General features: G+C 71.0%; 21 protein-coding genes and 1 tRNA gene. 10 read left to right on the top strand and 12 right to left on the bottom strand.

What is annotated here, in order from left to right; translation table 11 throughout:
- Both QFW81_RS06875 and QFW81_RS06880 read left to right on the top strand, forming a co-directional pair.
- On the top strand, positions 1-441 hold the full coding sequence (locus tag QFW81_RS06875) for a c-type cytochrome (protein ID WP_280577931.1): 441 nt from the start codon (positions 1-3) through the stop codon (positions 439-441).
- The gene (locus QFW81_RS06880) at positions 438-866 is read left to right on the top strand and encodes a c-type cytochrome (protein WP_280577932.1); all 429 of its coding nucleotides are present in this window, start codon (positions 438-440) and stop codon (positions 864-866) included. The genes QFW81_RS06875 and QFW81_RS06880 overlap by 4 nt, the downstream gene beginning before the upstream one ends.
- A gap of 243 nt (positions 867-1,109) precedes the next feature.
- Here QFW81_RS06880 and QFW81_RS06885 read toward each other — a convergent pair whose 3' ends face one another.
- Together QFW81_RS06885 and QFW81_RS06890 are read right to left on the bottom strand one after the other, a co-directional pair.
- Positions 1,110-2,780: a hypothetical protein gene (locus tag QFW81_RS06885; RefSeq protein ID WP_280577933.1), complete on the bottom strand. Its 1,671-nt coding sequence runs from the start codon at positions 2,778-2,780 to the stop codon at positions 1,110-1,112.
- A 15-nt stretch (positions 2,781-2,795) separates the two neighbouring features.
- Positions 2,796-3,389 (bottom strand): NfuA family Fe-S biogenesis protein, encoded by a 594-nt coding sequence (locus QFW81_RS06890; protein ID WP_280577934.1) that lies wholly within the window; start codon positions 3,387-3,389, stop codon positions 2,796-2,798.
- 124 nt (positions 3,390-3,513) lie between these two features.
- On the opposite strand from QFW81_RS06890, the gene QFW81_RS06895 reads away from it, so the two are divergent.
- Positions 3,514-3,855: a 4a-hydroxytetrahydrobiopterin dehydratase gene (locus tag QFW81_RS06895; RefSeq protein ID WP_280577935.1), complete on the top strand. Its 342-nt coding sequence runs from the start codon at positions 3,514-3,516 to the stop codon at positions 3,853-3,855.
- Positions 3,856-3,867: 12 nt separating this feature from the next.
- On the opposite strand, the gene QFW81_RS06900 is transcribed toward QFW81_RS06895, so the two are convergent.
- A complete protein-coding gene (locus QFW81_RS06900) occupies positions 3,868-4,845 on the bottom strand; it encodes an RluA family pseudouridine synthase (protein ID WP_280577936.1) in 978 nt (325 codons plus the stop codon).
- Between the two features lie 438 nt (positions 4,846-5,283).
- Here QFW81_RS06900 and QFW81_RS06905 point away from each other — a divergent pair, with 438 nt between their 5' ends.
- The gene (locus tag QFW81_RS06905; protein WP_280577937.1) at positions 5,284-8,403 is read left to right on the top strand and encodes an Rne/Rng family ribonuclease; all 3,120 of its coding nucleotides are present in this window, start codon (positions 5,284-5,286) and stop codon (positions 8,401-8,403) included.
- Between the two features lie 167 nt (positions 8,404-8,570).
- Here the strand turns inward: QFW81_RS06905 and QFW81_RS06910 are convergent, their stop codons facing one another.
- Entirely contained in the window at positions 8,571-9,215 is a 645-nt protein-coding gene (locus QFW81_RS06910; protein WP_280577939.1) for a response regulator, read from the bottom strand.
- Positions 9,216-9,383: 168 nt separating this feature from the next.
- On the opposite strand from QFW81_RS06910, the gene QFW81_RS06915 reads away from it, so the two are divergent.
- A complete protein-coding gene (locus QFW81_RS06915; RefSeq protein ID WP_280577940.1) occupies positions 9,384-9,848 on the top strand; it encodes an AAC(3)-I family aminoglycoside N-acetyltransferase in 465 nt (154 codons plus the stop codon).
- A 64-nt stretch (positions 9,849-9,912) separates the two neighbouring features.
- Here the strand turns inward: QFW81_RS06915 and QFW81_RS06920 are convergent, their stop codons facing one another.
- The 3 genes from QFW81_RS06920 to QFW81_RS06930 all read right to left on the bottom strand — a co-directional run bounded on the left by QFW81_RS06920 (position 9,913) and on the right by QFW81_RS06930 (position 11,448).
- Positions 9,913-10,230, bottom strand: a complete 318-nt coding sequence (locus tag QFW81_RS06920; RefSeq protein ID WP_280577941.1) for a YnfA family protein — start codon at positions 10,228-10,230, stop codon at positions 9,913-9,915.
- Between the two features lie 30 nt (positions 10,231-10,260).
- A tRNA-Ser gene (locus QFW81_RS06925) sits at positions 10,261-10,348 on the bottom strand.
- 71 nt (positions 10,349-10,419) lie between these two features.
- The gene (locus tag QFW81_RS06930; RefSeq protein WP_425603993.1) at positions 10,420-11,448 is read right to left on the bottom strand and encodes a LysR substrate-binding domain-containing protein; all 1,029 of its coding nucleotides are present in this window, start codon (positions 11,446-11,448) and stop codon (positions 10,420-10,422) included.
- A 97-nt stretch (positions 11,449-11,545) separates the two neighbouring features.
- On the opposite strand from QFW81_RS06930, the gene QFW81_RS06935 reads away from it, so the two are divergent.
- On the top strand, positions 11,546-12,124 hold the full coding sequence (locus tag QFW81_RS06935; RefSeq protein WP_280577943.1) for an FMN-dependent NADH-azoreductase: 579 nt from the start codon (positions 11,546-11,548) through the stop codon (positions 12,122-12,124).
- Positions 12,125-12,157: 33 nt separating this feature from the next.
- Here the strand turns inward: QFW81_RS06935 and serS are convergent, their stop codons facing one another.
- The gene (serS, locus tag QFW81_RS06940) at positions 12,158-13,438 is read right to left on the bottom strand and encodes a serine--tRNA ligase (RefSeq protein ID WP_280577944.1); all 1,281 of its coding nucleotides are present in this window, start codon (positions 13,436-13,438) and stop codon (positions 12,158-12,160) included.
- A 121-nt stretch (positions 13,439-13,559) separates the two neighbouring features.
- Between serS and QFW81_RS06945 the strand changes: the two genes are divergently transcribed.
- Positions 13,560-14,216, top strand: coding sequence for an energy transducer TonB (locus QFW81_RS06945; protein WP_280577945.1), 657 nt, complete (start codon positions 13,560-13,562; stop codon positions 14,214-14,216).
- A gap of 89 nt (positions 14,217-14,305) precedes the next feature.
- Positions 14,306-14,872, top strand: a complete 567-nt coding sequence (locus QFW81_RS06950) for an energy transducer TonB (protein ID WP_280577946.1) — start codon at positions 14,306-14,308, stop codon at positions 14,870-14,872.
- Positions 14,873-15,032: 160 nt separating this feature from the next.
- Here the strand turns inward: QFW81_RS06950 and aroA are convergent, their stop codons facing one another.
- The 3 genes from aroA to serC form a co-directional block, all read right to left on the bottom strand.
- On the bottom strand, positions 15,033-16,367 hold the full coding sequence (gene aroA / locus QFW81_RS06955; RefSeq protein WP_280577947.1) for a 3-phosphoshikimate 1-carboxyvinyltransferase: 1,335 nt from the start codon (positions 16,365-16,367) through the stop codon (positions 15,033-15,035).
- A gap of 137 nt (positions 16,368-16,504) precedes the next feature.
- Positions 16,505-17,809, bottom strand: coding sequence for a prephenate dehydratase (gene pheA, locus QFW81_RS06960; RefSeq protein ID WP_280577948.1), 1,305 nt, complete (start codon positions 17,807-17,809; stop codon positions 16,505-16,507).
- The gene (gene serC, locus QFW81_RS06965; protein WP_280577949.1) at positions 17,802-18,899 is read right to left on the bottom strand and encodes a phosphoserine transaminase; all 1,098 of its coding nucleotides are present in this window, start codon (positions 18,897-18,899) and stop codon (positions 17,802-17,804) included. Before serC ends, pheA begins: the two co-directional genes overlap by 8 nt.
- Before the next feature lie 121 nt (positions 18,900-19,020).
- On the opposite strand from serC, the gene msrP reads away from it, so the two are divergent.
- Both msrP and msrQ read left to right on the top strand, forming a co-directional pair.
- A complete protein-coding gene (gene msrP, locus QFW81_RS06970) occupies positions 19,021-19,989 on the top strand; it encodes a protein-methionine-sulfoxide reductase catalytic subunit MsrP (RefSeq protein WP_280577950.1) in 969 nt (322 codons plus the stop codon).
- 69 nt (positions 19,990-20,058) lie between these two features.
- Complete coding sequence (msrQ, locus tag QFW81_RS06975; protein WP_280577951.1) at positions 20,059-20,700, top strand: protein-methionine-sulfoxide reductase heme-binding subunit MsrQ; 642 nt, start codon at positions 20,059-20,061, stop codon at positions 20,698-20,700.
- Here the strand turns inward: msrQ and QFW81_RS06980 are convergent.
- Entirely contained in the window at positions 20,692-21,495 is an 804-nt protein-coding gene (locus QFW81_RS06980) for an FHA domain-containing protein (RefSeq protein WP_280577952.1), read from the bottom strand. The genes msrQ and QFW81_RS06980 overlap by 9 nt on opposite strands.
- Between the last annotated feature and the right edge of the window lie 21 nt (positions 21,496-21,516).

The following is a 21,516-nucleotide window of genomic DNA, read 5'->3' on the forward strand; positions in this document are numbered from 1 at the left end:
ATGACGCGACCGTTGACGATCGCCGCCGGCTTTGCCGTCGCCCTGCTCGCCCTGGCCTCGTTGCCAAGCACCGCCACTGCCCAGGAAGCCCCCGCGCCGGCGAGCGAGGACGCGGCGCCTGCCGCGAACGCGTCCGCTGCCCCGGCCGCGCCTGCGCCCGTTCCGGCCCCGGCTGCCGCCGCGCCTGCCGGCAATGCCGACACCGGTCGCCTGCTCACCTACACCTGCCAGGGTTGCCACGGGATCGTCGGCTACAAGAACGTCTATCCGACCTACCACGTGCCCCGGATCGGTGGCCAGTCCGCGGTCTACCTCACCAACGCGCTGAACGAGTACCGCAAGGGCACCCGGCAGCATCCGACCATGCAGGCCCAGGCGCAGAGTTTTTCCGACCAGGACATCGCCGATATCGCCGCCTTCCTGTCGGAGCTGACCCGATGATCCGTTCGATCCGATTCGGCCGTGTGGCCGCTGCTTCCCTGATCGTCTGCGCCCTGGTCGCGTGCGGCGGCGCCGACGAAGCCCAGGGCCCGCAGGCCTCCGCATCCTCGTCGGCCGGGCTGCCCGACGGCCGCATCGCCGAAGGCGAAACCCAAGCCAATGCCAAGGGTCCTGCGACCGGCCAGTCCTGCATCGACTGCCACGGCGCCGACGGCAACGTGCCGCTGGACGCCAGCTATCCCAAGCTCGGTGGCCAGTACGCCGACTACCTGGCGCACGCGCTGCGGCAGTATCGCGACGGACGTCGCGAGCACGCGCTGATGTCGCAGCAGGCCTCGCACCTGACCGACCAGCAGATCGCCGACCTGGCGGCGTACTTCGGCTCGCGCCCCTCGCAACTGCGCGACCTGCACGGCGTGCACTGACGGCTTCGCCAGCGTCCGACCGGAAGGCCCGCCGCGTGCGGGCCTTCTTTTTTGGGAACGCCTGCGGAATCGCCCGATGCACGGCAGGCCCGGGCGCACACGCCGGTTCTTCCCTGCCGGCGAGAGGTCTGGATCAGGATCCCCGCCGCCCTGCAGGCGTACACCGATTCGACCGGACGTGCCGGGGGGCCGCAGCGGCAGCGGACGAAGAACGACGCCTCGCAGCGCGCGCCCGGCAGGTGCTCAGGGATTCGTCGCAGGCGCTGGCGCCAGGCTGTCTTGGTCTTCCTGGAGCTCGCGCTTGAACGGAACATCCGGCGGGCGGCGTGCCTCGGCCTCGACATCCAGCATGTTCGGGTCCGAGAGGCCGCAGGCCCCGCCGAGCATCAGCATCGCCACGGTGCAGCGGATGCGCTTGCCGGTGCCGGGGATCGGGATCAGCACCTCCTTGATGCTGCGCCGGACCCATTCCTCCAGCAGCGTCTCGTGCGGCACCCAGAAGCGGTCGAACGCCGTCGGCTCGTAGCCGATCGGCGGCCGCTTGAGCCAGGTGCCCATGCGATCGATCTTTTCGAAGTCCTCGGTGATCGTGCCGGGCGGCAGCCCGCCGCCCGTGGCGCCGGTGTTGCCGGCCAGGCGCGGGCTGCCGTCGGCATTGAACAGGCCTCCGGGACTACCCGCCTGCCCGCCGGGCACGTTGCGGTCCGAATCGCCCCAGTCGTCGCCGCGACGCGGCGACGGCAGCGCACCCGGCGCCGGCGAGGAGGCCGGGCCCGCACCGGCGGTCGAGGCCGCAGGGGTCGCGCCCTCGCCGGCGTCGCGCGTCCCACCCGCGGCGGCTGCGGTCGACGACGCCTGTCCGCTGGCGGACGGCGCGCCGTCGACACGGTTCGCGGTGCCCTGCGCCGTGCCCGCGGCGGGCGTCGGCGCGCGCAGCTCGATCGCACGCTCGGCGATGGCCGGGCCCTCGCGGCGCAGTTCAGGCGCGGCGTCGGCGATCGGCCTCGGCGCCCGCAGCGACACCTCGGGCGCGGGCGACGGCACTGCACGTTCGACGATCTCGACCTCGGGCTGATCCAGGTCGGGCACGCTGATCTCGCGTCGCGGCAGCGGCCGGACCTGCGGCGGCGGCGTCGCCAGCGGCACTTCGACGACCCGGATCTCGGGCGCTGGAGCCTGCAGCTCCGGTGTGGGCAGCGCGCGCATCGGCGGCGCATCGATCCGCGGCGGCGCCAGCTGGAAATCCGAATCCGGTTCGCTGGTCTCGGTCACCTCGAGCGGCTGCTCCACGACCGGTGGCGGAACCGCTTCGGGCACCGGCTCCACCTCGGCCACCGACGGCGGAGGTGCGGGTGGCGGCGGCTCGGGCGACGCAGCCGCCGGAGCCGCCGCAGCAGGGGCCTGGCTTGCGGCCACGGCCGGTGCCGGCTGCTCGGCCTGCTGGGTGCCGCCGCCCTCGGCCTCCGGCGTGCCCTCGCCGATGAACTCGACCTGGGTGATGGTCTCGCCGAGCCGCTCGGCCTCCTCTTCCCCGCTCGGGAAGCGCCCGACCATGAACAGGATCATCAGCTGCAGCCAAAGCGCGTGCAGCAGCACCGACGAAACCATCGCGAACCGCCGGGTGCGCCGGTCCGGGGCAGGACGCTCGCGCCAATCGTGCCGCCACAGGCGCGCGAAAGCCTGCAGCCCGGTGAGCCGGCGATAGCCGGTGGCATGGAGCGGCTCGCGCAGCAGCAACACGCCGACCAGCGCATCGGGCACGGCCGCGATCGGACGGACGGGGCCGATGCGCGCGTTCGCGAACCAGGCATTCCAGCCGGGCGGCCACTCGCCAGGGGGACGCGGCGGACGGATCGAGCGACCCTTGCGCAGCGCGCGCTGGACCGCCTCGATCAGGTCAGCGGACGAGAACACCCCGCGCGCGGTCCGTCAGTCCGCGCCGCGGGGCATGTAGGGCGCCGTCCCGGTGTCGTGGTCGGTCGCGTCGCGCACCGCCGTCACGCCCGGCACCTTCTCCATCAGCGTGCGCTCGATCCCCTGCTTGAGGGTCACGTCGACCATCCCGCAACCATGGCAGCCGCCGCCGAAGCGCAGCACCACCACGCCGTCGGCGGTCACTTCCTGCAATGAAACGTGGCCGCGATGGGTGGCGAGCTGCGGGTTGATCTCCGATTCGATCAGCCAGCGCACGCGTTCGACCATCGAGGCCGATTCCGCGGGCACCTCGCCCTTGATCTTCGGCGCGCGGATCTGCAGCTGGCCGCCGGTGGCGCGCGACTCGTAATCGATCTGCGCCCCGTCCAGGAACGGCGCGCTGGGCGCGTCCAGCCACAGGGTGAAGCCGTCGCAGTCGATCGACCACTCGTCGCCCCGCAGCTCGTCGGGTTCGGCGAACTCGAGCCGGACGTCGGCCTTGGGCGTGCCCGCGTGCACCGCGGCCAGGCGCACGCCGAGGCCGGGCAGTGCCTCGCGCTCGATCAGTTTGCGGAAATGCGCCTGGGCGTTGTCGGAGATCTGGATCATGTTCGCTTCCGGGTTTGGACTATTCTAGGCCCAGCCCTGCGTGATGCCCGCACGCCACGCCGCGGCGGGTGCCCCTGCACACGATCCGTTCATGCGTGCCCAGCCCCCACAGGAGACCCCCGCCATGTCGGACCTCGTCCCCCTCGTCCAGGCCCATTGCCTGCCGCGCCGCGGCGTCGAGCACCGTCTCGGCGAGGCGCGCGTGCGCGAACTGTTGCCGGAAGTGCCCGGCTGGGAACTGGCCGAGAACGGCCGCGCGCTGACCCGCACCTTCCGCTTCGACGACTACCACCGCACCATGGCGTTCGTGAACGCGCTGGCCTACATCGCCCATCGCGAGGACCATCATCCCGACCTCGGCGTGCACTACGACCGCTGCGTGGTGCGCTACTCCACCCACGATGTCGGCGGGCTGAGCGAGAACGACTTCATCTGCGCGGCCAAGACCGACGCGCTGGCGGCGTGACCCCGGCGGGCCTCAGGCCAGACGGTCCAGGGCCTCGACCAGTTCCGGCACCAGCGGCGCGTTGAGCACGTAGGGCACCCGCCCCGCCTCGAGCGCGAATTCCAGCGAAGCCGCGTGCAGGAACAGGCGTTTGAGCCCGGCCTGCTCGCGCAGGCGCCGGTTGACGGCGGGATCGCCGTACTTGTCGTCGCCTGCCACCGGATGCCCGATATGTCCGGCATGGACGCGGATCTGGTGGGTACGGCCGGTTTCGATCCGTACCTCGCAATAGGAGTGTCCGCCCCGGCGCTCGAGCACCCGGAAATGGCTCAGCGACGGCTTGCCATCGGGCTGCACCTGGACGTGGCGCTCGCCGCCCTGGCGCAGGCCCACGTGCAGCGCCGCGTCGACGCTCATCACCCCGTCGGGCATGCGCCCGGCCAGCAGGGCCAGGTAGCGCTTCCGGATCGAGCCGCCGCCGGCGCGGGGATCCTCGCGCATCAGCGCCTGCAGCTCACGCAGGGCCGAGCGCTTCTTGGCCACCACCATCAGGCCGGAGGTGTCCCGGTCCAGGCGGTGTACCAGTTCCAGCGGCTCGCCCGGACGCAGCGCGCGCAGGGTCTCGATCACGCCGAAACCGATCCCGCTGCCGCCATGGCTGGCGATGCCGCTGGGCTTGCTGATCGCCAGCAGCCGGGCGTCCTCGAACACGATGCTCGCCGCAAGCGCCTCCAGCAGGCCCCGGGCCGGCGCGCCGCGGTCCGCGGGCTCACCCAGGCGGACCGGCGGGATCCGCACCTGGTCGCCGGCCTGGAGACGGGTCTCGGGTTTGGCCCGCCCTCCGTTCACGCGCACCTGGCCGCTGCGCACGATCTTGTAGACCAGCGACTTCGGCGCCCCCTTGAGCTGGGACAGCAGGAAGTTGTCGAGCCGCTGGCCGGCACGTTCTCCGTCCACCGGGACGGTGCGTACGCCGCCGGTCGGGGCGGGCTGGGACCGGGCGTCATTCATTCTCGGGCTTTATCTGATACACTCGGCGGGCGAGATAAGGTGCTGATTTCGCTGGAAGATCCCGGGCCGAAAGCCCGCCTTCCGCGAGACCCGGGCCAGTACGCGGCCACCGCCCTCGGGGCGGCCATGTTAGCGGCTGGACGGCAGTCCCGGATATCGCCCGTTGCGAAGGCAGCGGTGCTGAACATGTCCCGCGCGGCGCGAGAGCCGGCCCCGACAGGCCGTCCCGAGGCAGCCGCCGGCCCTGCAACACTTTTTTGATTGAAGCGCTCCCGCGGTCCGCCGTGGTGTCGTAGCGCTGGAAACCCGGGATCGCCGCTGCGCTTGCGCGGCTGGCGGCCAACCGAAGCTCCAGGCGAAACGCCCCGGCGTTCCGCGCGCCTGCTCCCGCTCGCCTGAACGAGGCACGGGGCAGCGGACAGCGCAAGGAACGCAACCATGAAGCGAATGCTCATCAACGCCACGCAGGCCGAAGAACTGCGCGTGGCCATCGTCGACGGCCAGTCCCTGTACGACATCGACATCGAACAGCCGTCCCGCGAACAGAAGAAATCCAACATCTACAAGGGCCGCATCACGCGGCTCGAACCGTCCCTCGAGGCGGCCTTCGTCGAATACGGTGCCGAGCGCCACGGCTTCCTGCCGCTGAAGGAAATCTCCCGCGACTACTTCCAGGCCGGCGCCGACCACCGCTCCGGCAACATCAAGGAACTCCTGCGCGAAGGCCAGGAAGTCGTGGTCCAGGTCGACAAGGAAGAGCGCGGCAACAAGGGCGCCGCCCTGACCACGTTCATCTCGCTGGCCGGCCGCTACATGGTGCTGATGCCGAACTCGCCCACCGCCGGCGGGGTCTCGCGCCGGATCGAGGGCGACGACCGCGCCGAGCTGAAGAAGGCGATGGACGCGCTGGCCATCCCCGACGAGATGGGCGTGATCATCCGCACCGCCGGCGTCGGCCGCGACGCCGAAGAGCTGCAGTGGGACCTGGACTACCTGCTGTCGATCTGGCGCGCGATCGCCGAGGCCGCGCTCAGCAAGCCCTCGCCGTTCCTGATCTACCAGGAATCGCGCCTGATCACCCGCGCCCTGCGCGACTACATGCGCGCCGACATCGGCGAGATCCTGGTCGATACCCCGGAGATGTACGACGAGGCGCGCGACTTCGTCGAACAGGTGATGCCGCACAACCTGCGCAAGCTCAAGCACTACACCGACGACGTCCCGCTGTTCAACCGCTACCAGATCGAATCGCAGATCGAGGCGGCCTACGAGCGCACGGTGCGCCTGCCCTCGGGTGGCGCGCTGGTGATCGACCAGACCGAAGCCCTGACCGCGATCGACGTCAACTCCGCGCGCGCCACCAAGGGCGCCGACATCGAGACCACCGCGTTCAACACCAATCTGGAGGCGGCCGAGGAGGTCGCGCGCCAGATGCGGCTGCGCGACCTGGGCGGTCTGGTGGTGATCGACTTCATCGACATGGATTCGAGCAAGCACCAGCGCGAGGTCGAGGGCAAGCTGCAGAACGCGCTCAAGTACGACCGCGCCCGCGTGCAGCTGGGCCGGATCTCCAAGTTCGGCCTGCTGGAGATGAGCCGCCAGCGCCTGCGCGCCAGCCTGGGCGAATCGAGCCAGATCGTCTGCCCGCGCTGCGAGGGCCACGGTCGCATGCGCAGCGTCGAATCGCTGAGCCTGTCGATCATCCGCGTCGCCGAGGAGCACGCGATGAAGGACAACACCGGCCAGGTGCTGGTGCAGGCGCCGGTGGAAATCGCCAACTACCTGCTCAACGAAAAGCGCGGTGCGCTGGCCGAGATCGAGAAGCGCCACGACGCGCCGATCGTGATCGTCGCCGACGAACAGCTGCACACCCCGCATTACGAGGTCACGCGCATTCGCGAGAACGAGCTGGGCGAGGAAACCGCCCGTCCGAGCTACCAGCGCGGCACGCCGCGCAAGGTGGCGACCATCGCGCTCAACAAGAACAACCTCAACATCCCCGCACCCGCGGTCACCAACGTGCGTCCGGCGCAGCCTGCGCCGGTCCGCGAGCCGCAGCCCGAGCCTGTGGCGGTCGAAGCCCCCGCCCCCGCGCCCGTTGCGGTCGCCGCGCCGGTTGCGACCGGCGGCCTGATGGGTTGGGTGAAGCGCCTGTTCGCCACTGAACCCGCGACCGCACCTGCCCCGTCGCCGCGCGCGACCCAGCCCGCGCGCGAGACCCGCGGCAACCGCAGCGAACGCAGTGGCGAGCGCGGGGAACGTGGCGAACGCGGCGGACGTCGCGAGCGCAGCGGCAAGGGCGCGCGTCGCGAGCCCGGCGCCCAGTCGCCGGCCGCGGCACAGAAGGAGCCCCGCCAGGGCCAGGGCCAGGGCTCGCGGACTCCGTCCGCGCGCCAGGCGTCGGCGGCGCAGGCCGGCCAGCCTCAGGCACCGAAGAAGCAGAAGTCCGCGTCGCGGGGGCCGAAGCCCTCCGATCCGGCGGAGGCGACCGTACCCGAGACCGCCGCGCCCGGACTCGAACCCGTCAGGACGCCGACCGCGCCGGAGCAGGCTGCCGCTGCAGTCGCGGCTGCGGCCGCGACGCATGAAGCGATGACCGCAGACCCGACGGACGCAGTGGCTGAAGAGACGGCGCCCGCCGACGCACCCGAGTCCACCAACAGCGAAGACGGCGCGACCGCCGGCCGTCGCCGTCGCGGACGCCGGGGTGGCCGTCGCCGTCGCCGCGGCACCGGCGAAGCCGGCACCGGCAACGGCACCGACGGCACCAGCGAAGCGGGCGATCAGGACGACGACGGCCAGGACGAGGCCGAGGCGGCCGCGGCCTCGCTGGCACGCCGCACGCAGCCGGAGTTCGAGTTCGACGATCCGGCGACGACGCCTTCCACGCCGTCCACCTCCCCGGAACGGACTGAGCGTTCCCCGGAGCGGACCGCAGTGGCCGCCACCGAGGCGGCGCGCACCGGCGATTCGATGTCCGATCGTAGTAGCGAGGCGCTCCGCGCGCCTTCCCCCGCATCGCAGCCGGCGCGCGATGATCGCGCCGTCGCGACCGGCACTGCCGGGCCGACCGACGGGCTCGCGTCTGTGGAGGCGTCGACGATGGGCGACACCGGAGCAACTGCTCCCACGCCCGAGAGGCAGGCGCCGGCCACGGCGCCCGCAGCGGTCGCAGCGGTCGATCCACCTGCGAGCGAGCCGGACGCCGTTGCGCCGGTCGGCATGCCGGTCGCGGCTGGTGTCGATGCGGAACCGGCCGACACAGGTCGCAACATGGCCGCGACACCCGAGCCCGGGACCGCACGGTTCGCCACGGCCGAGGTCGAGCCGGCGGAAGCCGCGGCTGCGGCATCCGCCTCGCTCGATGCAGAGCGGACGGCGGTCGCACGACCCTCAGCGCCCGGCCTGTTCGATGCGCCCGCGCCGGTCGCGCCGACGCCGGCCTCGCCCGCGACCGAGGCGGCCGATGCCCTGGCTGCGGAAGAAAGCGCGAACGATCCGCGCGACAAGGACGAGGCGACCGACGCCACGACCGACACCGGCACACGCAACGCGTGAGGTCGACCTGCGCGCACCCGCCATCGTGCGGGTGCGCGTCAGGCACGCACCCGCACGAGCTGTCCGCGGCGCCTGCTGGCTGCCCGACCGATCCATCGTGCAGCCGCGCACGGGATTGCAGGCGCATAAACCCACGTTGGGGCCGCCTGGACGCCCAGCGATCGCGGCTACAGCACCTGCGACGGATCCACCAGCCCGTACTGGCTCGCCAGTCGCGCCAGCGCGATCGTGTCGTCGATCTGGAGCTTCGCGAACAGACGCGACTTGTGCGTGTTCACCGTCTTCGGGCTCAGGCTCAGGCGCCGGGCGATGTCTTCCTGCCGCAGCCCCTGCACCAGCAGCATCGCGATCTCCAGCTCGCGCGGCGTGATCTCGTCGAATGGCGAGCGCTGCCCGTCCAGCCCCGACAGGGCCAGCTTCTGCGCGATGCCGGCGGCGAGATAACGCTTGCCGCGGGCCACGTCGCGCACCGCGCGCAGCAGTTCGTTCGAATCGCCGCCCTTGCCCACGTAGCCCGATGCGCCGGCCTCAATCAGCTTGCGCGGCATCGGCCCGTCCTCCAGCACCGACACCACGATCACCTTCGCGTGCCGGCCGCGGACGATGCGTTCGGTCACCTCCAGCCCGCTCACGCCGGGCAGGTGCAGGTCGCACAGCACCACGTCCGGTTTGAGCTTGCGGATCAGCGGCAGCGCGGTCTCGCCGCTCTCGGCCTCGCCGACCACCTCGATGTCGGTTTCACCCGAAAGAATCATGCGCATCCCGGCGCGGACCAGCGCATGGTCGTCGACCATGAACACCCGGATCGTCATCCCTGTCATCCCTCGTCATGCATCCCCGTCGGGAGGCTAGCGCCATGCACCGGCCGCGCGCAACCCGCCCCGGTTCCGTCGTGACCTGCGGCCCTTGCCGGATCGCGGACTCCGGGGACACTGCGGGTGCGCACGATGCGCTGCGCGCCGTCCACGGGGGCACATTCCATGCAGACACCCATTCCGGTGGAGATCCGGCGCCTCGGATCTGCCGACGTCAGCCTGCTGCGCGACATGCTCGCGATGATGGGCGAGGCCTTCGACGAACGCGACACCTACACCGCGGCCCAGCCCGACGATGCCTACCTGCGGCGCCTGCTCGGCGGTAGCCACTTCATCGCCATCGTGGCGACGGTCGGCACGCGCGTGGTCGGGGGACTGGCCGCGTACGAACTGCAGAAGTTCGAGCAGGCGCGCAGCGAGATCTACATCTACGGCCTCGCGGTCCACGCGGGGCATCGCCGCGCAGGCATCGCCACCATGCTGATCGACCGGCTGCGCGGAGTGGCGCGCGAGCGCGGCGCGTGGGTGATCTACGTGCAGGCCGATCCGCCGGATGCACCTGCCGTCGCGCTGTACACGAAGCTGGGCGTGCGCGAAGACGTGCTGCACTTCGATATCGACGTGACCTGAGCGGTCGCACACGGACTTCGCCGCGACGCGTCCCGATCCTGCGTCCGGATCGGGCGATCCGCCCTCAGCGCGGCTGGAACATGATGATGCCCATGCCCAGCAGCACCACCGCCACGCCGGCGAGGTCCCACGGCGTCGGACGCACGCCGTCGACCGCCCACAGCCACACCAGCGCAGTGGCCACGTAGACGCCGCCATACGCGGCGTACACGCGCCCGGCCGCGGTCTCGTGGAAGGTCAGCAGCCAGGCGAACAGCGCCAGGCTCAGCGCCGCCGGCACCAGCAGCCAGGCCGAGCGGCCCTGCTTCAGCCACAGGTACGGCAGGTAGCATCCGATGATTTCGGCCAGCGCGGTCAGGACGAACAGGCCGAACGTCTTCATCCGCCTGGTGCTCCAGGTCCGCGGCACGGATGGCGGAAGGGGTGGGATTCGAACCCACGGATGCTTGCGCATCGGCGGTTTTCAAGACCGCTGCAATCGACCACTCTGCCACCCTTCCGCATGTGAGCCGCCAGCGCCACCGGGCGCGGCACGGCCGCCCGGCGGGCGTCGCCGCGCCGCTGCGGCGGGTCAGCGCATTGTCGCATGCGCCGCGGTGGCGGACGGCTTGCGACCGGGCGCCGGCGCCCGGTTCCCGGCCTGATCGGCGTCCTTGCCGCAGTGCCGGCAATTGAGGCTGGATTCCTCGATCAGCGGCGGCAACTTCTCGGCCAGGAAATCGATGAACACCCGCACCGCCGGCAGCATGCCGCGACGCGAGGCGAACACCGCGTGCGCGACGCCCTGCGGAAGGCGCCAGTCGGGGAGCACCACTTCCAGTTCACCGCTGCGCACCGCGTCGGCGCACATCGTCTCCGGCAGCATGGTGATCCCCAGCCCCTGCTTGGCCAGATCCATCAGCATCGGGAAATCGAACCCCGACACCCGTGGCTTGAGGTCGATCCGGCGCACCTCGCCGTCGCGGCCCTGCAGCTCCCAGCGCTGGCGGCCCTCGTCCTCGCCCATGGTCATCGCGGTATGCGATGCCAGATCCTCCGGCGCGGTCGGGCGCCCGGCCTTGTCGAGGTAGCGCGGGCTGGCCACCAGCAACTCCTGGATCTGGCCGAAGCTGCGCATCACCAGGCTGCCGTCGTCGTCGAACTTGGTGCGCACGCGGATCGCGATGTCGAAGCCTTCGTTGATCACGTCCACGCGCCGGTTGCTGACGTGCATCTGTACCCGCACCTCCGGGTAGCGGGCCAGGAATTCGGGCAGCAGCTTGGGCATGAGCTGCTGGGCGACGCCCACCGGCACGCTCACCTTCACCACGCCGCGGGGCTCCGCGCTCAGGCGGTCCACCACCTCGCGTGCGGCGGTGGCCTCGGCCAGCATCGACTGCGCATGGCGATGCACGCTCTGGCCCACATCGGTGACCGCGAAACGCCGGGTCGAGCGCTGCAGCAGCCGCACGCCGAGGTCGGTCTCGAGCTGGCTGATGCGTCGGCTCAGGCGCGATTTGGGGATGCCCAGCGCACGCTCGGCCGCCGCGAAACCGCCGTGGTCGACCACCATGGCGAAGTAGTAGAGGTCGTTGAGATCCTGCACGGTGGCCTCCTCAATAGAACAATGCGTGGCATTTCAGCATGTTTATTCCAACAGCGCAACAACCTACGGTATGACCCGTGCCCGGCGGCCCGCCGGCGTAGGAGCCAAGGCCATGAAACTGCTGCACATCGATTCGAGCATCCTGGGCGACCAGTCCGTCAGCCGCGAGCTCACCGGCGCCATCGTCGCACGCTGGCGCGCCAGCGTACCGGGCCTGGAGGTCGTGACGCACGACCTCGCCCGCGACCCCCTGCCCCACCTCTCCGGTGCCACATTGGCCGGGCAGGACGAGATCGAGGCCTCGCGGGGCGAGGCGGCGTTGCGCGAGTTCCTGGATGCGGACGTGATCGTGATCGGTGCCCCGATGTACAACTTCTCGATTCCGTCCTCGCTCAAGGCGTGGATCGACCGGATCGCCGTGCGCGGACGCACGTTCCGCTACACCGAGACTGGCCCGGAAGGCCTGGCGGGCGGCAAGCGGGTGATCGTGGTCGCGTCCGCCGGTGGCGTGCACGCGGGCCAGCCGACCGATTTCGTCGAACCCTACCTGCGCCACATGTTCGCGTTCCTGGGCGTCGAAGCCGTCGAGTTCATCCGCGCCGACGGGATCGGCCTGTCGCCGGAACATCGTGCAGCCGCCATCGAACGCGCGCACGGCGCGCTGCCGGAGCCGCTGCGGCGGGCCGCCTGACCGCGGCCGACGGCGGTCGCGCCCGGGCCGCGCTCAGGCGAGGCGCTCGGCGCCGCCCATGTAGGGACGCAGCACCTCGGGCACCAGGATCGAACCGTCGGCCTGCTGGCCGTTCTCCATCACCGCGATCAGGGCGCGGCCGACCGCCACGCCCGAGCCGTTGAGGGTGTGCACCGGTTCGGGCTTGCCGGTGTCGGAATTGCGCCAGCGCGCCTGCATGCGGCGGGCCTGGAAGTCGCCGCAGTTCGAGCACGAGGAAATCTCGCGATACGTCTGCTGCGAGGGCAGCCAGACTTCGAGGTCGAAGGTCTTGCGGGCCGAGAACCCCATGTCGCGCGAACACAGCAGCATGCGCCGGTACGGCAGCCCGAGCCGTTCCAGCACCACTTCCGCGCAGCGGGTCATGCGCTCGTGCTCGGCGTCGCTGTCGGCGGGCGCGGTCACCGACACCAGCTCGACCTTCTCGAACTGGTGCTGGCGGATCATGCCGCGCACATCCCGCCCGCCGCTGCCGGCCTCGGAGCGGAAGCACAGCGAATGCGCCGCCATGCGCAGCGGCAGGCGGTCCGCGTCGACGATCGTGTCGCGGACGATGTTGGTCAGCGAGATCTCTGCGGTGGAGATCAGGTAACGCCGGTGCTCGCCCAGCTGGGTGGCGAACATGTCCTCCTCGAACTTCGGCAGCTGGCCGGTGCCGAAGAGGCTGTCCGCGTTGACGATGACCGGGACGTTGGTTTCCTCGTAGCCGTGTTCCTGCGCATGCAGGTCGAGCATGAACTGCGCGAGCGCCCGGTGCAGGCGCGCCAGCTGGCCGCGCAGCACGGTGAAGCGCGCGCCGGAAAGCTTCGCCGCGGTGTCGCCGTCGAGCCAGCCGTGGCGCACGCCCAGTTCCACGTGGTCCTTCACTTCGAAATCGAACGTGCGCGGCATGCCCCAGCGATGCTGCTCGACATTGCCCGATTCGTCGGCGCCGACGGGCACCGAGGCATCCGGCAGGTTCGGCAGCCCGAGCGCGATCGCCTCGAGTTCGCCGCGGATCGCGTCCAGCCGCGCCTCGCTGGCCTTGAGTTCGTCGCCCAGTCCCGCGACCTCGGCCAGCAGCGGCGCCGCGTCCTCGCCGCGCGCCTTGGCCTGGCCGATCGCCTTGCTGCGCGTGTTGCGCAGGTTCTGCAACTCCTGGGTGCGCACCTGGATCCGCTTGCGCTCGGCCTCCAGCGCCTGGAGTTGTGCGACCGGCAGGACGAACCCGCGCAACTCGCGCAGCTGCGCGGCAGTCTGGTCGAGGTGCTGGCGGAGCAGGCTGGGATCGAGCATGGCGGGCACGGTGCTGGAAAACGTCGATTATCGCCGAGTTGCGTAGCCGTTGCCGGCGCGCCCGGGCATGCGCGGCGCATGTGCCAGAATCGGCGCATCCCTGCTGCCGCCACGCCATCGCATGTCCACATCGCCCGCGTCCACGTCGCCGCTGCGCCGGATCTCCCGCTTCCTGCCCGCCGGGCGCGGCTGGTGGCTGGTGTTTGGCGCGATCCTGGCCGGACTGCTGCTGTTCGCACTCGTGCTGTCGAACAAGCGCGACGAGTTCGAATTCCATCGTGCGGGCGAGCCCGCGCCCGGCGTGCCCGGCCAGGTGTTCGAGCCCCTGCCCGCTCCGTTGCCGGCCGGGGAATCGACCGCCAGCGGCATGGACGACCGACCGCCCGCGCGCGACGAGGCGCCACGCATCGACCAGCAGGCGCAGTCGCCGGTTCCGCCGCCCGCTCAGGCGCAGGCGCCAGTCGCCCCCGGCGAAGGACCGGCCGCAAGCGGGCCGCTCGCCGACGCCAGCGTGCCGCGTCCGCTCTCGGCGCCGGCGCCGGACTATCCGTCGGCGGCCCTGCGCGCCGGCGCCTCGGGCGACGTCGTCCTGCGGATCGAGGTGGGGGCCGATGGACGCCCCGGCGATGTCACGGTGATCGGCAGCAGCCGTAACCGTGCGCTGGACCGGGCCGCGATGCAGGCCGTGCGCCGGTGGCGGTTCGAACCGGCGGTGCGCGACGGCGTCGCGATTCCCGCCACCGTTCAGCAGGTCATCAGTTTCGACGCCCCGCGCTGATCCGCGCTCACCCGCTGTTGACGCCACAGCGACGCGTCCTCGACGCGGCGCGTGAAATCGTCGCCTCGACCCATCACGAGGACCCGACGATGTCCGACCCCATGACCCAACGGCCTGCCCCCGCGCCGGGCACCGAGCCCCTCCCCGCGGACGTTCCGCCGCGCCGCAGCGGCGGCGCCAGCATGGTGCTGTGGATCCTGCTGCTGCTGGCGATCATCGCCACTGCCTGGTACTTCCTGGGCCGGCACGACGCCACCGAAGTGCCGCCGGATGCGACCCCGATCGGCGAGACCACTCCGGCTCCATCCGAATCCCCGGTGTCCACCGAACCCGCGGCGCGGGACCAGACGGTACGCGAACGCGCTGCGCCCGCCCTGCCCAACCGCGATGCGCGTCCCCTCTCGCAGAGCGCGCCGGAATATCCGGGCGCAGCCATGCGTGCGGGCGAGGAAGGCACGGTGATGGTGGAAGTGGCCGTCGGCGCCGACGGGTCGCCGACGGACGTGTCGATCGCGCAACGCAGCGGTTCCCGCGAGCTGGATCGCGCCGCGCTGCAGGCGGTGCGTGGATGGACCTTCGAGCCTGCGATCCGGGACGGCCAGGCGGTCGCCTCGACCGTGCAGGTGCCGGTGGATTTCCGCCTGGATACGCAGTGACCGCAGGCGTCGCCCAATGCTCCAATCCTCTGCGCGCTCCTACGGGAGCGCGCTTTCGTTGGGCACGGCGGCGTGAGCGTGCTTGGTCCAAGGGCGATCCGGCGCGGCACATCGCCGCCGCACGGGGACCTGGCGCGCGACCGGCGCCCGGGATACGCCGCTAGACCGTCGGAACTGCCGTCCGCAGCCCGAATCCCGCTCCGCTGGCCAGCGCATCGAAGCCCGGGAACGAGGTGGCGACGTTGTCCACGTCCCGGATCCGCACCTCGCCGTCGGCCCGCTGCGCGGCGATAGCGAACGCCATCGCGATGCGATGGTCGCCGTGGCTCTCGATCGTGCCCTTCTGCAGCGATGCGCCGCCGTGGATGGTGGCGCCGTCCGGGGTCTCGTCCACCTCGGCGCCGAGCGTCCGCAGTCCGGCGGCCATCGCGGAAATGCGGTCCGATTCCTTGACCCGGAGTTCGGCCGCGTCCCGTACCACGGTCGTCCCCGTGGCGCAGGCAGCGGCCACGAACAGCGCCGGGAACTCGTCGATCATGTCCGCCACGTGTTCCGTCGGCACCTCGATCCCGTGCAGCGGCGCATGACGCACGCGCAGATCGCTCACGGGCTCGCCGCCCTGTTCGCCCGCCGGCGTTTCCTCGACATCCGCGCCCATCGCACGCAGGACGTGCAGCAGTCCGGTGCGGCGTGGATTCATGCCGACCCGCCGCAGCACCAGATCCGATCCTGGCACCACGCTCGCGGCCACGATGAAGAACGCCGCCGAGGAAAAGTCTGCAGGCACCACGATGTCGCGCGCCACCAGACGCTGGCCACCCTCCAGACGCGCGTATCCCGGTGAGAACGTGATCGGCCAGCCCAGCGCCTGCAGCATGCGCTCGGTGTAGTCGCGGGTCGGATGCGGCTCGCGCACCGTGGTGGTGCCGGCCGCGTACAGCCCCGCCAGCAGCAGTGCGGACTTGACCTGCGCGCTCGCCACCTCGGTGGTGATCTCGACGCCCTGCAGGGCGGCCCCGCCGTGGATGTGCAGCGGCGGCGTGCCTCCCTCTCCGGTGTCGATGCGCGCGCCCATGCGCGCCAGCGGCACGGTGACGCGCCGCATCGGGCGCCTGGACAGCGACGCGTCCCCGACCAGCACGCTGTCGAAGGACTGCCCCGCCAGCAGTCCGGCGAGCAGTCGCATGCCGGTGCCGGCGTTGCCGCAGTCGAGCGGGCCGTCCGGCGCACGCAGGCCATCGATCCCGACGCCATGGACCACGCGCCGTCCCGGGCCCGGCACCTCGATCTCCACGCCAAGCTGGCGGAAGATGGCCTCGGTCGCGCGCGCATCCTCGCCCTCCAGGAACCCCTCGATCCGCGACGTGCCGTCGGCCAGCGAGGCGAGCATGATCGCGCGGTGCGAGACCGACTTGTCGCCGGGCACCGCCAGTGTCCCGTGCAGTGGCGTGCCGCGTGATGCGATCCAGTCCGTCCCCATGCCGCTGCTGCTCATTGCTGCCGTCCGAAAGAAAGAAGAAGAGAAAGAGGAGATGGGCCGCGCCTCGACGGATCGCGCTGCGAAACTCGCGCGTGTGCGGCTCTGGCGCGCGAGCGGCACGCAGCTGCCGCGCCGGGTCTCGCGCGCACGCGTCAGGGCACGGCGACCGGGTAGGACCCGAGCACGTGCACGTCGCCGGCGAAATCGTCGATCTCGGCCAGCGCATCCTTCAACGGCGATTCGTCGACATGGCCTTCGACGTCGATGAAGAACGCGTACTGCCACAGCGCGCCATGGGCGGGCCGCGATTCGATCCGGTTCATGCTGATCGCGCGTCGCGCCAGCGGCTCGAGGATCTTGTAGAGCGCGCCGGGCTGGTCCCGGATCGACACCATCAGCGAAGTGCGGTCGTTGCCCGAAGGCGGGAACGATGCCCGGCCCACCACGAGGAACCGCGTGGTGTTGTCGGTGCGGTCCTCGATGGGTCCCGCGACGACCTTCATGCCGTACACATGGGCGGCGTTCTCGCCGGCGATGGCCGCCGCGTCGTCCGATTTCTTCGCCCGCCGCACCGCCTCGGCGTTGCTCGCCACCGCCTCCTTGTGCACGTCCGGCAGGTTCTGCCGCAGCCAGTTCTTGCACTGCGCCAGCGACATGCCGTGCGAATACACCCGCTCGACATCCTCCAGGTGGCCGGTGCGCGAGAGCAGGTACTGGTGCACGCGCAGCTCCACCTCGCCGCAGATTTTCAGCGGAGAGGTCAGGAACATGTCGAGCGTGGACTGGATCGTGCCCTGACCGGAGTTCTCCACCGGCACCACGCCGAAATCGGCATTGCCCGCGGCGACCTCGTCGAACACTTCCTCGATGCTCACCAGCGGCAGGCCACGCGCGGAGTGACCGAAATGCTTGTGCACCGCCTGCTGCGAGAACGTGCCCTCCGGGCCGAGGTAGCCGATCTTCAGCGGCTCCTGCTGCGCCAGACACGCCGACATGATCTCGCGGAACAGCCGCACCAGCACTTCGTCCGTCAGCGGGCCGTCGTTGCGGTCGACCACCCGCCGCAGCACCTGCGCCTCGCGCTCGGGGCGGTAGTAGTCGATCGCCGCGGCCAGCTTGCCCTTGGCCTTGCCGACCTGGTGCGCCCACAGGGCACGCTCGGCGATCAGGGACTGGATCTCGCGGTCGATGCCGTCGATCTGCGCGCGCACCGAGGCGAGGTCGGGCCTGGCCTGCTTGGAGAACTCGACCCGGCTGCGTGCCGATGCGTCGGCGGCGCCCTGGCGTGCGCCCGCGTCCCCGGACGCCTCCCCGGAGGCCTGCACCTTCGCCGGGCCGCGCGCGGGGGGCCGCTTCGCTGCCGCAATACCCGGTTGCGTGCCTGTGCGGACGCGGCCCTTCTTCGCGGCGTTGCCCGGGGTGCTGCCGGTCCTGCCCGGCGTGCGCTTGTCAGCCATGTCGCGTCTGGAACTCCCGCATGTAGTCGACCAGGGCGCGCACGCCCTCCACAGGCATCGCGTTGTAGATCGACGCGCGCATGCCGCCGAGCACGCGATGGCCCTTGAGTCCGATCAGGCCGGCTGCGCGCGCACCGTCGAGGAACGCGGCGTCGAGCGTCGGATCGACGAGGAAGAAGGGGATGTTCATGCGCGAGCGCACGGCCGGATCGACCTCGTTGCGGTAGAAGCCGCCGGAGCCGTCGATCGCCGCGTACAGCAGCGAGGACTTGAGCGCGCTGCGGCGGTCGAACTCGGCCGTGCCGCCCTCCTCGATCATCCAGCGCACGGTGAGCCCGAGCAGGTACCAGTTCCACGTCGGCGGGGTGTTGAGCATCGACTCGTTCGCCAGCTGCGAGCGGTAGTCGAAGATGTCGGCGCGCGGCTGGCCGGCACGCTCGAGCAGTTCGCGGCGCACGATCACCACGCTGATGCCGACCGGGCCGAGGTTCTTCTGCGCACCGGCGTAGATCAGTCCGTAGCGCGAGACGTCGATCGGCTCGGACGCGATGCTGGAGCTGAAGTCGGCGAACAGCGGCACATCGCCGGTGTCGGGCGGCACCTGTCCCCACGCGGGGCGGTACTCGACGCCGTGGATGGTCTCGTTGGCGGTGACGTGGACATAGGCCGCCTCGTCCGACAGGCGCCAAGATTCACGCGCCGGGATGCTCCGGAACCCGTCGGCCTCGCCGCTCGCGGCGATGTTCACATCGACCGACGGGACCTGCTTCAGCGCCGTCTTGCCCCAGTGCCCGCTGACCACGTAGTCCACGCGCTGGCCCGCATCGGCGAAGTTGAGCGCGATCAGTGCCTGCTGCGTGGTGGCGCCGCCGGCGGGGAACAGCACCGCGTAGTCGTCGGGAATCGCGAGCAGGGTGCGCAGGTCGGCCTCGGCCTGGCGCGCGACCTGCAGGAACTCGGAGCCGCGATGGCTGATCTCCACGATCGACGCACGCGCATCACCCCATTCGAGCATGTCCGCCTGCGCCTGGCGCAGGACCGGTTCGGGCAGTGCGGCGGGTCCGGGGCTGAAGTTGTAGGCGCGCGACATCGGACTTCACGGGAGCGGTGGGAACAGCGCCCTAGTATGCCGCAGCGCACCACCGATTCCCGCGGCGACGCAACTTTTTGCGCCCTGCACACTCCAAGATGCGGTTCCGGAGGAAACCATCATGTCCCTGCGCAGCGTGCCCGCCCTTCCCGATTCCGCGGTTACCGATGAAACCGTGTACCACGCGCGCCGGCGCCTGCTCGGCGCGTTCGCCGGCGCCTCGCTGCTGCCGCTCGCCGGTTGCGCCGACGCCGAGCCACCACCGCCGTCGAACGCGAAGGTGACGCCCGCGCAGGCGAAGTCCGGGTTCCGCACCGACGAAGCGCTCACGCGCTACGAGGACATCACCAGCTACAACAACTTCTACGAGTTCGGCACCGACAAGGGCGACCCGTCGAAGGCGGCGAAGACGCTGCGCACTTCGCCCTGGAACGTCGCGGTCTCGGGCGAATGCGCGAAGCCCGGCACGCTCGCGCTCGACGACCTGCTGCGCGGGATCGCGCCTACCGAGCGCATTTACCGCCTGCGCTGCGTGGAAGGCTGGTCGATGGTCATCCCCTGGCTGGGCGTACCGCTGGCCGACGTACTGAGGCGCTTCGAGCCGACATCGAAGGCGAAGTACGTGGCCTTCACCACGCTCGCCGACCCGGCGCAGATGCCGGGCCTGCGCTTCCGCTCGATCGACTGGCCCTACCGCGAAGGCCTGCGCATCGACGAGGCCATGCATCCGCTGGCCTTCCTCGCCACCGGCCTGTACGGCAAGCCGCTGCCGCAGCAGAACGGCGCGCCGCTGCGGCTGGTGGTGCCGTGGAAGTACGGCTTCAAGAGCATCAAGTCGATCGTCGAGATCCGCTTCGTCGAGAAGATGCCGGCCACCGCATGGAATCGCCTGCAGCCGAGCGAATACGGCTTCTACAGCAACGTCAATCCGGACGTGGACCATCCGCGCTGGAGCCAGAAGACCGAGCGCCGCATCGCCGGCACCGGCAACCGCCTGTTCGCCGACCGCATCCCCACCCTGCCGTTCAACGGCTATGGCGAGCAGGTCGCCGCGCTCTACAGCGGAATGGACCTGAGGAAGTGGTACTGACCGGCGACTTCGCACTGCCCTTCGACGGGCGCACCCCTCCTACCAGCCTTCCCCCCGGGACCATTCGCCTTGCCACCCCCGCCCAAGCCCCTGATCGCGGCCAAGGCCGTCGTCCACGCTCTCGCGCTGACCCCGCTGGCGCTGCTGTCCTGGAAATTCTGGCAGGTGTTCAGCGAACGCGACATCGATGCCCTGGGTGCCGACCCGGTGGCGGCGATCGAACACGAGCTCGGCCTGTGGGCGCTGCGCCTGCTGCTGCTGACGCTGGCGATCACGCCGCTGCGCCAGCTGACCGGGCAGCCGATGCTGTTGCAGTTCCGGCGCATGCTCGGGCTGTACGCGTTCGCCTACGCCAGCCTGCATTTCTCGGCATGGCTGGGACTGGACCTGCGCGGCTACTGGGCGCAGCTGTTCGAGGAGATCGTCAAGCGTCCCTACATCACCGTGGGTTTTGCGGCGTGGCTGCTGCTGGTACCGCTGGCGGTCACCTCGACCCGCGGCTGGATGCGCCGGCTCGGCCGCAACTGGGGACGCCTGCACAAGCTCGTCTACGCGATCGCCGTGCTCGCGGTGCTGCATTTCTGGTGGATCGTGAAATCCGACTATCGCGAACCGCTGCTGTACGCCGCGATCCTCGCCGCGCTGCTGGGCTGGCGCGTGTGGAAACGCTGGTCGCGGCGGCCGGCGCAGCCGCGGGCCGCCTCAGCCTGACCCGAACAGCAGCAGCGCCGCCAGCAGCGCCGCGATGCCGACCGCGGCGAGCAGCAGCCACGGCAGCCGCGACACATGCCCGCGGGGGCCTGCCGCCGGCGCCGCCGACGCCGGCGTCGCGACCACCGCCGACGCGGCCGCGCCAGCGCCCTGCGCGCGGCGTTGCGGCGCCTCGACCACGAACCGGTGATGGCCGTCGAATACGACCTGGTCGCCTGCCGCGAGCAGCGCGTCGCGCACCGCCTCGCCATTGACCAGGCTGCCCTCGGCCGAACCCAGGTCGCGCAGGACCACCTGGTCTCCCGCCAGCTCCAGGCGCGCGTGACGATCGGCGAAGGCCGGATCGTCGATGCGGATGTCGGCTTCGGGGTGGCGGCCCACCAGGCGTGGGCGGTCGAGCGTGAAGCAGCGTCCGTGGAAGCGGCCACCCACGCCCCGCAGCACCACCCGCAGGTTCGGGGATTCCCCGGATGCCGGGGCCGACAGGTCTGCGGGCGGCACCTCGACCGGCAGCGTGGACACCAGGCGCAATTCGACGCCGTCGACATAGATCGCGTCGCCGACGCGCAGCATCGCCATCCGCCGCACCTGGCGGCCATTCACGTGGACCCCCGGACCGCCTTCGTCGACGTTCAGCCACACGCCGCGGCGATCCACGCACAGCCGCACCGCCTCGCCGCCGCCCTCGACCAGGTCCACCGCCCCGCCCGCGCCGCGGCCGAGGCCGTGCACGCCAATGGCCAGGGGGCGGTCCTCGCGCCCCTGGCCCGCGAATCGCAGTCTGACGGAATCCATAGCCGCGGCAATCTATCACGC

Origin of the sequence: Luteimonas kalidii (genome assembly GCF_029887935.1) — a bacterium.
Taxonomy (GTDB): Bacteria; Pseudomonadota; Gammaproteobacteria; order Xanthomonadales; family Xanthomonadaceae; genus Luteimonas; species Luteimonas kalidii.

Coding starts and splice junctions, on each gene's coding strand:
- QFW81_RS06880 (WP_280577932.1), top strand. CDS start 438: ATGATCCGTTCGATCCGATTCGGCCGTGTGGCCGCTGCTTCCCTGATC.
- QFW81_RS06980 (WP_280577952.1), bottom strand. CDS start 21,495: ATGGATTCCGTCAGACTGCGATTCGCGGGCCAGGGGCGCGAGGACCGC.
- QFW81_RS06945 (WP_280577945.1), top strand. CDS start 13,560: ATGTCCACATCGCCCGCGTCCACGTCGCCGCTGCGCCGGATCTCCCGC.
- serS (WP_280577944.1), bottom strand. CDS start 13,438: ATGCTCGATCCCAGCCTGCTCCGCCAGCACCTCGACCAGACTGCCGCG.
- QFW81_RS06905 (WP_280577937.1), top strand. CDS start 5,284: ATGAAGCGAATGCTCATCAACGCCACGCAGGCCGAAGAACTGCGCGTG.
- QFW81_RS06935 (WP_280577943.1), top strand. CDS start 11,546: ATGAAACTGCTGCACATCGATTCGAGCATCCTGGGCGACCAGTCCGTC.
- QFW81_RS06890 (WP_280577934.1), bottom strand. CDS start 3,389: ATGATCCAGATCTCCGACAACGCCCAGGCGCATTTCCGCAAACTGATC.
- QFW81_RS06875 (WP_280577931.1), top strand. CDS start 1: ATGACGCGACCGTTGACGATCGCCGCCGGCTTTGCCGTCGCCCTGCTC.
- QFW81_RS06910 (WP_280577939.1), bottom strand. CDS start 9,215: ATGACGATCCGGGTGTTCATGGTCGACGACCATGCGCTGGTCCGCGCC.
- QFW81_RS06920 (WP_280577941.1), bottom strand. CDS start 10,230: ATGAAGACGTTCGGCCTGTTCGTCCTGACCGCGCTGGCCGAAATCATC.
- QFW81_RS06900 (WP_280577936.1), bottom strand. CDS start 4,845: ATGAATGACGCCCGGTCCCAGCCCGCCCCGACCGGCGGCGTACGCACC.
- QFW81_RS06950 (WP_280577946.1), top strand. CDS start 14,306: ATGTCCGACCCCATGACCCAACGGCCTGCCCCCGCGCCGGGCACCGAG.
- msrP (WP_280577950.1), top strand. CDS start 19,021: ATGTCCCTGCGCAGCGTGCCCGCCCTTCCCGATTCCGCGGTTACCGAT.
- QFW81_RS06915 (WP_280577940.1), top strand. CDS start 9,384: ATGCAGACACCCATTCCGGTGGAGATCCGGCGCCTCGGATCTGCCGAC.
- pheA (WP_280577948.1), bottom strand. CDS start 17,809: ATGGCTGACAAGCGCACGCCGGGCAGGACCGGCAGCACCCCGGGCAAC.
- aroA (WP_280577947.1), bottom strand. CDS start 16,367: ATGAGCAGCAGCGGCATGGGGACGGACTGGATCGCATCACGCGGCACG.
- serC (WP_280577949.1), bottom strand. CDS start 18,899: ATGTCGCGCGCCTACAACTTCAGCCCCGGACCCGCCGCACTGCCCGAA.
- QFW81_RS06895 (WP_280577935.1), top strand. CDS start 3,514: ATGTCGGACCTCGTCCCCCTCGTCCAGGCCCATTGCCTGCCGCGCCGC.